This is a genomic window from Pseudomonas synxantha BG33R (assembly GCF_000263715.2).
Taxonomy (GTDB): Bacteria; Pseudomonadota; Gammaproteobacteria; order Pseudomonadales; family Pseudomonadaceae; genus Aquipseudomonas; species Aquipseudomonas synxantha_A.
This window is the reverse complement of sequence record NZ_CM001514.1, coordinates 3,165,498-3,179,462: the sequence shown is the minus strand read 5'-3', so window position 1 is coordinate 3,179,462 and position 13,965 is coordinate 3,165,498. Positions and strand designations below refer to the sequence as shown.

The following is a 13,965-nucleotide window of genomic DNA, read 5'->3' as shown; positions in this document are numbered from 1 at the left end:
CACAAATAATAATCATACATATTCGCATTAGTCAAAAGCTGATCGCGGGTGGATTCGTCTCAGGAGAGGTGTTGTGAACAACGGAGCGTTTGCGTCCAAGCAGCAATTCGAAAAGCTGTATGTCGACCATCACCGCTGGTTGTGCAGGTTGCTGCGGCGCAAGCTGGGCAATTCGGTGGATGCTGCGGATCTGGCCCACGATATCTATCTCAACCTCATCAAGAAGGGCCGCGTGCCTTCGATTGAAGACTCGCGCTGCCACTTGTCCCAGATCGCCAAAGGCATGGTGATTGACCTGTATCGTCGCCGTCACCGCGAAGCCTGCCACCTCGAATCCTTGATGCAGCAGGCCGAACCGCTGGTGCCGTCGGAAGAGGTGCGGGCGCTGGCCACCGAGGCGCTGGTGCAAATCGATGACGCGCTGCATGCCAAACCGCCCAAGGCCCGCGAAGCACTGTTGCTGTGCAAGCTGCATGGCATGGGCCATCGGGACATCGCCGCGGAATTGAAAGTGTCGGTGTCTTCTGTCGAAAAATACATCGCGGCGGGCCTGCGGGCGTGCCATCCCTTCGCATCGGCGGCCGGGCTGTGAACAATTAAATCCGCAGCGCCGTTGAGGTTTTCGCCGTGTCGTTCGGAATACACGGTATGCACCGTGCAAAACGCTCGAACGCAAAGGACGCCAGGTACGCCACACGGTGGCCGGCAGTGGTTATTCAGGAGAGCTCATGAGCGTTAAAGACACACCCGTCGGTTCGGTATCCCAGGTATTACGCCCCATTCGCGGGCGTCTGATACTTGCCGCGGTACTGGCCGCCCTTGGAACCATGCTGACCATGGTGCCCCTGGCTGGCATTGCCCATATTGCTCAACTGGCCATGAGTGACGCAGCCAGTTGGGTCCAGTTGCAAGGCCCAGTCTGGCAAGTGGTCGGTGTCAGTCTGGCTTGCCTGTTCCTCGGCATGACCTTGATTTCGCTGGGGGAGATGGTCGCGCACCTGGCCGACAACCACATCACGGGCCACCTGCGCCAGGCCATCACCCGTCGGTTGGCCAGGGTGCCGCTGGGTTGGTTCACCAGTCGTGCTTCGGGTGAGGTCAAGCAGGCGATGCAGGATGACATCGGCACCTTGCACAGCTTGACGGCGCACTTTTTCACCACCCTCGGCCGTACGCTTGGGGCTGTGATCATCGCTGTCCTTTACCTGTTTGCCATGGACTGGCGCATGGCGATTGTCTCGCTGTTGCCATTCCCGCTGTTTTTCCTGTTTTTCACCCGCGCCACCAAGGCCAGTGGGGCTAACATGCAAGCGTTCGGCGCCGGCATGATGCGCATCAACAATGCCGTGGTCGAGTTTGTCAACGGTATTCCCGTGGTCAAGGCATTTGGCGCCGAGGGCAAGGCCCATGGCAGCTACCGGGATGCCGTGGATGACTTTGCTGCTGCGTTTACCGACTTTACCCGGCCACTGGTCAGCGCGATGGCCAACGCCCACGCCATGATCACGCCCGTAGCGGTACTCGGCGTGGTGCTGGCCTTCGGTACGCTGGGGGTGAGCCAGGGCTGGCTGGCTCCGGTAGACATCCTGCCGTTTGCCCTGGTCGCCCCGGGCATCTGCGCGCCGCTGTTGCTGCTGAGCTATATCACTCACGACCTGAACAACGCGACCGCCGCTGCCCAGCGCGTGCAAACCCTGCTGGAAACCCCTGTGCTCGAAACCCTGCCAGGCACCTCAGCACAATTGCCTGCAAACGCTGAAATTCGCGTCGAACACCTGAGCTACCACTATAACGACCAATCCCCGGTGCTCCAGGACCTTAGCTTCACCCTCAAGCCAGGCACGGTGACCGCCATTGTCGGCGCATCAGGTTCCGGCAAGTCGACCCTGGCCCGCCTGCTGCTGCGTTTTTTCGACCCGACCGAAGGGCGTATCACCTTGGGTGGCGTCGACCTGCGCCATATCGAGAGCACCCAGTTGTACCGGCGCATCGGTTTCGTGTTGCAGGAAGTGCGCCTGGTTCACGCCAGCCTGCGCGACAACATTGCCCTGGGCCGTCCCTCGGCCAGCCAGCAGGAAATCGAGGCCGCCGCGCGTATTGCGAACATCCACGAACGCATCCTGGACCTGCCACGGGGCTATGACTCGGTGATCGGTGAAGATGTACAGCTCTCCGGCGGTGAGTTGCAGCGCGTCAGCATCGCCCGCGCCGTGTTGCTCGACCCACCCGTGTTGGTACTGGATGAAGCCACGGCGGCAGCCGATGCCGAAAATGAGGTGAAGCTGCAACAAGCCCTGTCGCGATTCGCCCAGGGTCGCACCCTTATGGTGATTGCTCACCGGCTCGACACGGTGATGCACGCCGACCAGATCATCCTGATCGACAACGGCACCCTCTGCGAGCAAGGCACCCACGCCGAGTTGCTCGCACGCAAAGGTCGCTACGCCAGGCTGTGGGCGTTGGGCGGTTATGAAAAAGCCAAGGAACAGGCGGTGTCGTCATGCTGAAAACCTTTATTCAACTGCTCGGCGAAGATGCCTCTGTATTGCGCCGCTATCTGGCAATGGCCCTGGTCTATGGCCTGCTCTGCGGGGTGACGATTGTCATGCTGGTGCCGATCCTCACCCACCTGCTGGGTGGTGATACCCACGCCGCCGCGCAATGGCTGATCGCGCTGGCCATCGGTGTAGTGGTGTGCTGGGCGCTGCGACGCAGCGTGGAAAAAGCCGGTATCCGCGTCGGCATCGCCGTGCTCCAGCGCGGCCGCCACCGCCTTGGCGACCATGTGGCGAAGTTGCCCGTAGGCTGGTTCAGCGCGCAAAACACGGCGCGGCTCAGCCATCTGGCGACTTCGGGCATGATGGAAATGGCGCAGTTGCCCGCACACGTGTTCACGCCACTGTTGACCGGTGTGGTCACGCCGGTGGTGATTCTTATCGCGCTGTTCACCCTGCACTGGCAAATGGGCCTGGTTGCCCTGGCGACCCTGCCGGTGTTGCTGGGCGTGTTCGTGTTGACTGCACGGTTGGGGCAGCGAGCCGACCACGACTTCCAGCATAACGCCGCCCTGACCAGCCAGCGCATGGTCGAGTTCGCCCAGGCGCAGTCGGTACTGCGTGCCTTCAATGGCGAGGACGGCGGTACACAGTTCCTCGAACAGGCCATCGCTCGCCAGCAGCAGGCTGCGAAGCATCTGATCCACGTATCGGCGATGTCAGTGGTGTTCAATGCGTGGGCGGTGCAGGCCGGTTTTGCTGCGCTGCTGGTGGCTGCCACCCTGTGGCTGGGCGACCTGCTGGGCGCCGGTCTGGAAGTGGGCTCGGTCATCGCCGTGATGATTACGCTATTGCTGGTCAGCCGCTTCATCGACCCGCTGCTGGAAGTGGCCGGTTACAGCGAAGTGCTGCGCGGTGCCCGTGGCCAGTTGGGCGCCGTGCGCGAGATTTTTGCAGTCAAGCCACTGCCGCAGCCACAGGCACCCGAGGCACCTGTCGATAGCTCCGTCGAGCTGTGCAATGTCAGCTTCGCTTATGCCGAGGGCCAGCCCGAGGTGCTGCGCGATGTCAGCCTGCGCATCGAACCGGGCAGCATGACCGCACTGGTGGGTGCTTCCGGCTCGGGCAAGACCACATTGGTGCGCTTGATCGCACGCTTCTTCGATGTGACCCAAGGCCGCGTGATCATCGGCGGCGTGGATGTGCGCCAGATGTCCGGTGAGCAACTGGCCGGCCAGATCAGCCAGATCTTCCAGGATGCCTACCTGTTCCAGGGCAGCATTGCCGACAACATCCGTATCGGCAAACCCGCGGCCGGCGATGCCGAAGTGATGGAAGCCGCGCGACAAGCCGGCGTGCTGGAAATCATCGAGCGACTGCCCCAGGGCCTGGACACGCCGGTGGGCGAGGGCGGGGCACGGTTGTCCGGTGGCGAACGCCAACGGATCTCCATCGCCCGTGCGCTGATCAAGGATGCACCGATCCTGCTGGTCGACGAAGCCACCGCGGCCCTTGATGCCGAGAACCAGGCCGCCATCGCCGAAGCGCTGGCGCGGCTGCGCGGCAAACGCACGCTGATCGTTATCGCCCACCAGCTTTCGACCGTGGTCATGGCCGATCAGATCCTGGTGCTCGATCAAGGCCAGCTCAGCGAACAAGGTTCCCATGCCCAATTGAGCGCCAAGCCTGGGCTGTATGCCCACTTTCTCGCCCAGCGCAGGGCGGCAAAAGGCTGGCGTATCGCGGGTGAGGGCGGTTCTTGAGTCGTGCAGCGTTAGTCGTCCTGTTTGTAGTGCTGTGCGGCCTGTCGCTGATGGTGGGGGTCAAGCAGGTGTCGTGGGTCGAGCTGCTGAGCTTTTCCGACGACGCCTGGCTGACCCTCACCGCGAGCCGGCTGCCACGCCTGGCCGCGCTGATCCTCACCGGGGTCGGGTTGGCCGTGTGCGGGGTGATCCTGCAGCAGATCGTGCGTAACCGCTTCGTCGAGCCCGGTACTTGCGGTGGGCTGGATGCCGCCAAGCTGGGCATCCTGATTTCCCTGACGGTAGCTCCGGGAGCCGGGGCCGCCGGTAGAATGCTGTTTGCCTTGGCCTTTTGCTTTGCTGCCAGCCTGATCTATGTCGCGATCATCCGGCGCATCCAGTTCAAGAACACCGTAATGGTGCCGGTGATCGGCCTGATGTACGGCAGCGTGCTGAGCGCCGTCGCCGAGTTCTACGCTTACCGTCACAACATCCTGCAGAGCATGCAGGGTTGGATGCTCGGCGATTTCTCGAAGATCGTGCAGGGCAATTACGAGATCATCTACCTGATCCTGCCCATTGTCGTGCTGACCTACCTGTATGCCCATCGTTTCACCGTACTGGGCATGGGGGAGGGCATGGCCAGCAGCCTGGGCCTGAACTACGCCGCCAACGCGGCGCTGGGCTTGATGTTGGTGGCCGTTACCGTCTCCGCCACGGTGATTACCGTGGGCGCGATCCCCTTCGTCGGGCTGGTGATTCCCAATCTGGTTGCCCTGCACTACGGTGAAAACCTGGAGCGCACGCTGCCCATCGTCGCCCTGTGCGGTGCCTCGTTGCTGTTGGCCTGCGACATCCTCGGCCGCCTGCTGATCTACCCCTTCGAAGTGCCGATCGGCCTGACTGCCGGCTGCATTGGCGGTGTGGTGTTCCTGGTGCTGCTGATCCGGAAGTACGCATGAAACACCTGGCTACCCGTTATGGCCCCTGGCTGCTGGTGTTATTGCTGGCCCTTGGGTTCCTGTTGCTGGGCTCAGGCCTGGATTTCGATTACATCATTCCCAAGCGGCTTACCCGCCTGGCCGCAATGGGCATTGCCGGCGTGTGCATTGCGTATTCGTCGGTGATTTTCCAGACCATCGCCGGCAACCGCATCCTCACGCCGGCCATCATGGGCTATGAGGCAATCTATCTGTTGTTCCAGGCGTTGCTGATTCTGGTGCTGGGTACCCAGAGCCTGGTGCTGCTGGGGCGTGACGGCAACGTGCTGTTATCGGTGCTGTTGATGCTCGGCTATTCGTGGCTCCTCCATCGGTGGCTGTTGCGCGACGGCAGTCACAACGTGTACCTGCTGTTGCTGCTGGGGTTGGTGTTGAGCATGGTGATGGGCACCTTCACCCAATTCATCCAGTTGAAGATCAGCCCCGGGGAGTTCTCGATTTTCCAGGGATTCAACTACGCCTCCTTCAACAAGGCGCAAACGGGGCAGGTGATCTATTCGGGAGTATTGGTGGCGGTGGTGTGTTTCATCGCCCAGCGCACGTTGCCGGTGCTCGATGTGTTGGCCCTGGGACGTGACCAGGCGATTTCCCTGGGGGTCGACTACCCACGCAGCGTGCGCCTGCAACTGGCACTGATCGCCGTTCTGGTAGCGGTGTCCACCAGCCTAGTGGGGCCGACCGCGTTCATGGGCGTGTTCGTCGCCAACATCGCCTATGCCTTGGCCCGCACCACGCGGCACAGGGTCACCTTGCCTCTGGGCTGTGCGATTGCTATTGGCATTTTCATCATCGCTCAGTATCTGGTGGAGCAATGGTTCAACTACAACACCTCCGTGAGCATTCTCATCAACCTGCTGTGCGGTGTGTATTTCCTCGCGCTGATGATCCGAACCCGAGGCACGGCATGATCTCTCTCCAACACGTCTACAAAGCCTATGGCGCCAAGCATGTGCTGAGTGACGTCAGTGTGCAGTTCCCACCGGGGCAGGTGACCTCATTGATCGGCCCCAACGGGGCGGGCAAATCCACCTTGTTGATGTTGATCGCCCGTCTGTTGACGCCTACCCGTGGCGATGTACTGATGGGCGGGCGCAGCATCGCCGACGTACCGGCACGCGACTACGCCAAGCGCGTCGCCACCTTGCGTCAGTCGCCGGATTTCAACCTGCGCCTCACCGTCGAAGAGCTGGTGGCCTTCGGGCGTTTCCCCTACAGCCGAGGCGCGCTCACCGCCCAGGACCGGGTGGTGATCGACGAGGCCATCGACTTCCTTTCACTGCAACCGCTGCGCCTTTGTTACATCGACGAGCTCAGCGGCGGGCAGCGGCAGATGGCGTTCCTGGCAATGACGATCGCTCAGCAAACCGATTATCTGTTGCTGGATGAGCCGCTCAATAATCTCGACATGAAGCACGGTGTTCAAATCATGCGCGCCTTGCGCCGCTTGTGTGATGAGCAAGGTCGCACGGTGATCCTGGTGGTGCATGACATCAACTTCGCGGCCAATTATTCCGACCATATCGTGGCGATGAAAGGCGGCGCCATCCATCGTCACGGCCCAGTCGACCAGGTAGTGACTGAGGCCAACCTGCGCGAACTGTTCGACCTGGATTTCGAGATTCTGCACAGCCAACAAGGCTTCGTTTGCAACTACTTCAACCCATCACCTTCAAGGGAACTGACATGAGCACTGATCGCACGAACAGAATGCACGCGCTACTGCTGACGATGGCCGTGGCGGCGGGGCTGCAGGGGTGTGACAAACCGGCGCCAGAGGCCAAGGCCCCAGTCGTGGCGCAGGCGGCCTACGCGCCGATCACCATCGAGCATCCGCTGGGCACCACCGTGGTCACTCAGTTGCCCCAGCGTGTAGTGGCCTTCGACATGAGCGAGCTCGACACCCTGGATCAACTCGGTGCCCCTGTGGTCGGTATCGCCAAGGACTACGTTACCAGCTTCCTCACTCACTACCGTGACGACACGAATGTCGCGGATGTGGGCTCGACCATCCAGCCCAACCTGGAACGCCTGCATGCGCTCAAGCCCGACCTGATCCTGATCTCTCCGCTTCAGGCCCAGAGCTATAAGGAACTCAGCCAGATCGCTCCAACCGTGTACGACGACATGGACCTGACCAACAAAAAAGGCAATCTCATCGAGACCGCCAAGGCCCATTTGACCCTGCTGGGACGTATCCTCGACAAGCCGGAACTCGCCCGCCAGAAAGTGGCGCAAATGGATGCCAAGGTCGCGCAGACCCGCCAAGTCACTGCCGGTCGCCCCGAGAAGGCCTTGATCGTGCTGCATAACAATGGTGCCTTCACCTCCTACGGCGTGAAATCGCGCTACGGTTTTGTGTTCGACACTCTGGGCGTTAAACCGGCCAGCACCGACATCGAGGCCGGCTTGCATGGTCAGCCGATTTCCAATGAGTTCATTCAGCAGGCCGACCCGGACATTCTGTACATCATCGACCGCACGGCAGTGATGGAGCACCGCCCGGCCCTTGACCTCAAGAGCCTCGACAACCCACTGCTGCGCAAGACAAAGGCATGGAACAACGGCCGGGTGGTCTTCGTCGACGCCCAGACCTGGTACCTGTGCACGGCCAGTGTGACCTGCCTTAACCGCATGGCGGACGAGGTGGTCGAAGGCTACAAAGGCTGATCCAGACACGCGTCGTGGTACCCAAAGCCGCTGCCATTCAGGTCGCGGCTTTTTTTGGGAATATTTATCATTTAGATTGAGGGTTTGTAGTTCTGGTACGGAAACCTAGTGAATGCACTTCAATACTTCGCATCGAAAGGAATCCAGCATGTCGGAACACGGCCGCCCAACTCGCGCCCACCCTGATTTATTCCAGGCTACACCGCGTACTTTCCCGTTTACCTTGAACCGTACGTTCTGCGCCGTGCAGATGGCCTTGCTGCTCGGGTTGAGCGGCGGCTCGCCGGCAGTGTCGGCGGCGCCTGAACCGGAGCCGGCCACCCAGGTCCGGGCCGAAGCGGAAAAGAACAGCCTGGTGCTGTCGGAAACCATCATCGACGGCGAGCGGCTCGCCACCGACGACCTGCCACCTGCGTACGCGGGTGGGCAGGTCGCCACGGGCGGTCGTATCGGGCTGCTGGGCAACAAGGACTTCATGGAAACACCGTTCAACGCCATCAGCTATACCGATGAATTCGTGCGCAACCACCAGGCCAAGGACATCGGCTCGGTAATCGGCGCCACTGACCCGTCGGTCAACGTGCCGTCCAAGCGGGCCATCCTCGAAACCTTCTTCATCCGCGGCTTCAACACCAGCGCCAACGACATCACCTTCAACGGCCTTGCCGGCATGGCGCCGAACCTGCGCGGCTCGACCGAACTGGCCGAGCGTATCGAAGTGCTCAAGGGCCCGTCTGCGCTGCTCAACGGCATGCCGCCCGATGGCAGCGTCGCCGGCAGCATCAACATGGTGCCCAAGCGCGCCGCCGACGAGCCGCTGACGCGCCTCACCACCAGTTACGAATCCAACGGGCTGTATGGCGCCCACGCTGACGTGGGCCGGCGCTTCGGCGAGCAGAACCAGTTCGGTATCCGCTACAACGGCGTGTACCGCGATGGCGACACCAACGTGGACGACCAGCAGCAAAAGATGCAACTCAACGCCCTGGGCCTGGACTGGCGCACTGAGCGCGTACGCCTGTCCCTGGACGCTTACAAGCAGCGTGAGCGCCTGGATGGCGCCAACTATTTCGGTATTTTCGGCATCTCGCCAACGGTCAATAAAGTGCCCAGCCCGAAGAAGGGCGATAACTCCCTGGCGCCCGACTGGGCCTACACCATCAACGACACCGAAACCGTGTTGATCCGTGGCGAGGTCGACCTGAATGACTCGCTCACCGCCTTTGCCGCCTATGGCCAGCGCGACGGTGGCCGCAATGCCCTGATGACCCGTGACACGTTGATCAACAACGCCGGAGACATCGACGTGCTGGCTTATCGCTCGGACGGGCAGGGCACGCAGAAGTCCGGTGAAGCCGGCCTCAAGGGCACTTTCGACACCGGCCCGGTAGGCCACGCCTGGTCTGTGGCAGCCACCCAGTACAAATCGGAGATGAGCTTCAAGGATTTGATGATCCCCAACTATGTAGTCACCAACTACGACAACCTCGACTTCGGTGCAACACCGCCTCTGGGCAAATACGGCGCCGTCACCTCCCGCAGCGAAGCCAAGCTGAGAAGCTTTGCGTTCCTCGACACTCTGTCGTTCCTCGATGGCCGCGTGCAATGGACCGTGGGCTGGCGCAACCAGACCGTGGAAAGCGCCAGCCTGACGCCGGCCCGGGTCAAGACGTCCCGCTACAGCGACAGCAAGGTGTCGCCGGCGACAGCGTTGCTGGTCAAGGTCACCGATGATGTTTCGCTCTATGCCAACTACATCGAAGGTTTGTCCCAAGGGGGCACGGCACCCACCAGCGCCGCCAACTCGGGTGAAATCCTCAGCCCTTACCAGACCAAGCAGTATGAGGTCGGCGCCAAGTTCGACCTGGGCACCTTCGCCACGACGCTGGCCGTGTTCCAGATTGAAAAACCCAGCGCCTACACCGACCCCATCACCAATATTTACGCCACCAACGGCGAGCAGCGTAACCGTGGCGTGGAATGGAGTTTCTTCGGTGAAGTCCAACCCGGCCTGCGCCTGATGGGCGGCGCGTCCTATACTCAGGCTGAACTGACCAAGGCGTTGGTCACATCCAACGAAGGCAACCAAGTGACCGGCGTACCGAAGATCATCGCCAAACTGGGCGCCGAATACGACCTTGAGATGGTGCCGGGGCTGACCCTGACCGCCAACACCAACTACGTTGGCAGCCGCTACGTTACCGACGACCATCGTATGGAACTGCCGTCCTACACCGTGTTTGATGTGGGCGGCCGCTACACCACCAAAGTCATGTCCAAGCCAGTGACCTTGCGCGCCAATGTCGAGAACGTGGCCAACCGTGCTTATTGGATCGGTTCGTACAACGGTGGCGACGGCAGCGGATTGTCCGGTGGCCTGGGTACGCCACGTACGCTGCAACTGTCGGCCTCGGTGGACTTTTAACCCTCAAGCCAAGCGTGGAGGCGTCCTGGGACGCATCCACGCTGGCTTGTTTCAACGCTGCAAAAAATTCCCGCGATAATTGAGCCTTCAGATAGCCAACACGAGTAGGACTCGCCATGAACACGAAGTGCATGGCCCGTTGAGAGAGGGCAGCAGAAGCGGTTTTGTCGAATCAGTCACTTAGGCAGCTCATGAACATTTATGACATAGCCTGTCGTTTAACATAATATACATTATGCGAACAAATGAACTATCCTTCAGGGCCTCTGTTCGGCGCATTTCACGAAGCGACTTAGACCACAGCTCGCCAGATTTAAAAAGCAGCCATCTCGCTGACCTGCCTCCGTTTGACCCTTGGGCCACCGGGCATTTACGGCAAGTCGGCACACTGTTCACCCACGCTGTGGTGAAATCGATAACGTTGGCCGTCATAACGCATTACTGGAAAACAAGAGCCCGGGCCGCCGACCTCGACATCAGGCCAACCATTACTGCCTTTGCTAGCGAGAAACTCCGCGACGCCGCTTTCTTTGAGCATGAGCTTCCAGTGACCGTCAGGCTGCTGGCTGACTAGATAAAATCCAGTACCCGCTTGCCCATAACAGTCAGTGCTGCCTTCGGTAATCAACGCATCCGGCCGACCGTCACCGTTCAGGTCCTCAATCAACTCCATGGTTGCCGGCGTGTAGTTACCTGTTGTCTCGATTTCGCACTCCGACGTCTCTTGGTTAAATCCTGCAGCGCGGAAAGCTTTTATCTGCTCGCTACGCGGCAGTTCATCCGCCAGCGCCGGGGCACTGATCACGAAACATGCCACCCATAGACCTGACGTAAGCCTTCCCCGCATATAGACCGTCCCTTTATGATGCTCAAATGTGAAGTATCGTGCATGTACCCACACTAGCGTGAAAGATGAGCTGGCTCTGCCCTCACAATATAACCAATGTATATAACTAAACTAAATGACTATTTAGTTGAGTTATAACTAGATAGATCGATTCACAACCTGAACCGATCCACCGACTGCGAAAGCTTCCCCGCCAGACTCGACAATTCATCCGTCGTCGACGCCGTGTCTCCAATCACGCGGCTGTTGTTTTGCGACATACCAGCAATCATCTCCACCTGGTGAGCAATTTCATTGCTGGCCAGGCTTTGCTCGCTGATGGTGCGGGAAATATCGTTGACCAATTCGGTGGTGCTGAGTGTGGCCTGAAGGATCTCGCGAATGGCGCGTTCCACTTCGGCGGTAACGGCCATGCCCTTGTCCACTTGAGCAACGCCCTCCTCCATGCTGGTCACCGCTTCCCGGGTGTTCTGCTGGATGCGCCCGACCATGCTGGCGATCTCCTGCGTGGATGCGCTGGTGCGTCCGGCCAGGCTGCGTACTTCATCGGCGACGACTGCAAAGCCGCGGCCCTGCTCACCTGCACGGGCGGCTTCGATGGCGGCGTTCAGGGCCAGCAGGTTGGTCTGGTCGGCGATGCCTTTGATCACTTGAATAATGCTGTAGATCGCCTCGGACTCCTTGTCCAGTGTGCGGATCACTTGGGCCGATTGCTGCGCTGAACGGGCAATGCCATCCATGTCGCTGACAACCTGGTGAATGACGCGGCCGCCGTCCTTGGCCAGGGTTTCTGCCTGGTTAGCCATGTCGAGAGCGCGTTGGGCGTGGCGAGTGATTTCCTCGATGCTGGCAGTCATTTCGCTGGCGGCGGCGGCCATGGTGCTGGCGGCGGCGCTTTGCTGTTGACTGCTGCCTGCGACTTCATGGCAACCCTGGCTCAGTTGTTCGCTCATGCCATTGACGCCGTGGGCGTTGCTGCGAACCACTTCAATCATGCCGCGCAAATCCCGCTGCATGGTGGCCAGGCTGCGAATCAGCGCACTGGCTTCATCGTGATTTCTGGGCTCGATAATCGGTTCGCTCAAGTTGCCATGGGCAATGCTGTCGGCAATGCGGCTGGCGGTACGCAGTGGCCCCATGATGCTCAGGATCACCCAGCGCCCTTGTGCCAGCAGCAGTAACAGGCTGGCGATCAGTACCACGGCCAGGGTCCAATTGGCGTGGCTGATGGTTTGTCGGGTACCGATACTGGTCAGTTGAGTCTTGTTTTCGATCAGTTCGCTCAAGGCCGCCATTTGACCTTCCAGCCGACTGAACGCGGCATTGAAGGTCTCCAGCTCCCCACGGGCGGCTTCGGGGTTGTCCAGGGCCAGCGCGACGATACGCTCACCGGCGCTGATATAGGTATCCAGGCTGGGCTTGATGTTTTCCAGGCTCGCCTTGATTGCATCGTCCAACGGCTGCTTGAAGTTGTCCGCCAGCACCTGGCGAAAGTGTTCGGCATGTTCCTTGAGCGAGCTGTTGACCTGGGCCGGTGTGCTGGTGCTTTTGCCTAGCCCCACCAACATGGCCGACAGCACGTCGGCACGCAGGGCGTCGTGCATCATGTCGGCTTCCATGTGATTGCGCAGCACGGTCATGCTGACGTCATTTTCCTGTACCGCATCGCCCATCCGGGTATTTCCCAAATAGCTGGCCAGGCTCATGATCAAGGCGGTGAGCAATCCGGTCCCAATCAACAGCATCAAGCGTAATTTGATCGTCATGCTGGTATCCCCGTGCCAGGACCATCGGTTGGGAATCCAACCGTTCAAGTGCTCACTGTTAGCTGTATCGGCAACAACTCCTTGTTAGTGAAGCCTAAGTTTGCGGATCTGCGCGTTTCACTTAAGCTGGCCGTCCTTTGCTCCAGCCGGACCTGCCAAATGTCTCGAAGTATCGCCCATCTCGCCCTGCTGCTGGGCTTGATCACCGCCGTCGGCCCGTTTGCCATCGACATCTACCTGCCCGCGCTGCCAACCCTGGGCGCAAGCCTTGGGGCCTCACCGGCGGCGGTGCAGATGAGCCTCACCGTGTTTTTCATGGTCATTGGTGTGTGCCAGTTGTTCTACGGGCCGATCAGCGATGTGTTCGGGCGCAAACTGCCGATTTATGCGGGTTTGGTGATCTTTGCCGTTGGCAGTATCGGCTGCGCATTGGCGCCGACCATCGAAGTATTGATTGGATTTCGTGCCATACAGGCGTTCGGTGCCTGTGCGGGGATGGTGATCCCGCGGGCGATCGTGCGCGACCTGTACACCGGCCATGAGGCAGCGCGCCTGATGGCTTTGCTGATGCTGGTGATGAGTGTTTCGCCAATCCTCGCGCCGCTGGCCGGCAGCCTGGTGATTTCGATCTGGAGTTGGCGCGAAGTATTTGCTGTGCTGGCGGTGGTCGCCGTGCTGTGCCTGGTCATGACCATCGTGCAACTACCGGAAACCCACCCGGCCGAACGCCGTTTGGGCAAGACCCTGGGCAATGCATTCGGCAGTTATGGAGCGCTGTTGCGCGACCCGGTATTCACCGGGTTATCGGTGGTGTGCGGGTTTGGTCTTGCGACCTTCTTGTATTTANCGGCAGCGCGCCCTTGTATACATCGAATATTTCGGCCTGACACCGACGCAGTTCAGCCTGTGTTTGCCCTCAACGCCGCCTCGTTTTTGCCATGAGCCAACTGACCGCACGCCTGAGCGCACGGTTTGGCTGGCGCCGCGTATTCGTGGTCGGTGGTCGCAGTAGCCACGGTCAT

General features: G+C 60.3%; 10 protein-coding genes and 2 pseudogenes. 9 read left to right on the top strand and 3 right to left on the bottom strand.

The features are described from left to right. Positions 1–73 precede the first annotated feature (73 nt). From PSEBG33_RS13325 to PSEBG33_RS13360, 8 genes are all read left to right on the top strand, one after another. Positions 74–592 (top strand): sigma-70 family RNA polymerase sigma factor, encoded by a 519-nt coding sequence (locus PSEBG33_RS13325; protein WP_005788352.1) that lies wholly within the window; start codon positions 74–76, stop codon positions 590–592. 136 nt (positions 593–728) lie between these two features. Then, on the top strand, positions 729–2,507 hold the full coding sequence (locus tag PSEBG33_RS13330) for an ABC transporter ATP-binding protein (RefSeq protein WP_005788350.1): 1,779 nt from the start codon (positions 729–731) through the stop codon (positions 2,505–2,507). Beyond that, on the top strand, positions 2,501–4,258 hold the full coding sequence (locus PSEBG33_RS13335) for an ABC transporter ATP-binding protein (protein ID WP_005788349.1): 1,758 nt from the start codon (positions 2,501–2,503) through the stop codon (positions 4,256–4,258). Before PSEBG33_RS13330 ends, PSEBG33_RS13335 begins: the two co-directional genes overlap by 7 nt. Continuing rightward, positions 4,255–5,199 carry an ABC transporter permease gene (locus PSEBG33_RS13340; protein WP_005788347.1) on the top strand — a complete coding sequence of 315 codons (945 nt, stop codon included), beginning with the start codon at positions 4,255–4,257 and terminating at the stop codon, positions 5,197–5,199. Before PSEBG33_RS13335 ends, PSEBG33_RS13340 begins: the two co-directional genes overlap by 4 nt. Then, the gene (locus tag PSEBG33_RS13345) at positions 5,196–6,146 is read left to right on the top strand and encodes an iron chelate uptake ABC transporter family permease subunit (protein WP_005788345.1); all 951 of its coding nucleotides are present in this window, start codon (positions 5,196–5,198) and stop codon (positions 6,144–6,146) included. Before PSEBG33_RS13340 ends, PSEBG33_RS13345 begins: the two co-directional genes overlap by 4 nt. Continuing rightward, a complete protein-coding gene (locus PSEBG33_RS13350; RefSeq protein WP_005788344.1) occupies positions 6,143–6,925 on the top strand; it encodes an ABC transporter ATP-binding protein in 783 nt (260 codons plus the stop codon). The genes PSEBG33_RS13345 and PSEBG33_RS13350 overlap by 4 nt, the downstream gene beginning before the upstream one ends. After that, positions 6,922–7,905, top strand: coding sequence for a siderophore ABC transporter substrate-binding protein (locus PSEBG33_RS13355; RefSeq protein ID WP_032803542.1), 984 nt, complete (start codon positions 6,922–6,924; stop codon positions 7,903–7,905). Before PSEBG33_RS13350 ends, PSEBG33_RS13355 begins: the two co-directional genes overlap by 4 nt. Before the next feature lie 148 nt (positions 7,906–8,053). Continuing rightward, on the top strand, positions 8,054–10,330 hold the full coding sequence (locus tag PSEBG33_RS13360; protein WP_087945247.1) for a TonB-dependent receptor: 2,277 nt from the start codon (positions 8,054–8,056) through the stop codon (positions 10,328–10,330). Between the two features lie 370 nt (positions 10,331–10,700). Here PSEBG33_RS13360 and PSEBG33_RS13365 read toward each other — a convergent pair whose 3' ends face one another. The 3 genes and pseudogenes from PSEBG33_RS13365 to PSEBG33_RS30145 all read right to left on the bottom strand — a co-directional run. Further along, positions 10,701–11,135 carry a hypothetical protein gene (locus PSEBG33_RS13365; protein WP_005788339.1) on the bottom strand — a complete coding sequence of 145 codons (435 nt, stop codon included), beginning with the start codon at positions 11,133–11,135 and terminating at the stop codon, positions 10,701–10,703. A 194-nt stretch (positions 11,136–11,329) separates the two neighbouring features. After that, positions 11,330–12,055, bottom strand: a complete 726-nt coding sequence (locus PSEBG33_RS30150) for a methyl-accepting chemotaxis protein (RefSeq protein ID WP_420066316.1) — start codon at positions 12,053–12,055, stop codon at positions 11,330–11,332. Positions 12,056–12,187: 132 nt separating this feature from the next. Beyond that, positions 12,188–12,472: pseudogene (locus PSEBG33_RS30145) on the bottom strand (HAMP domain-containing protein); the annotation flags it as partial. A gap of 630 nt (positions 12,473–13,102) precedes the next feature. Here PSEBG33_RS30145 and PSEBG33_RS28010 point away from each other — a divergent pair. Continuing rightward, a pseudogene (locus PSEBG33_RS28010) lies at positions 13,103–13,965 on the top strand (multidrug effflux MFS transporter); the annotation flags it as partial.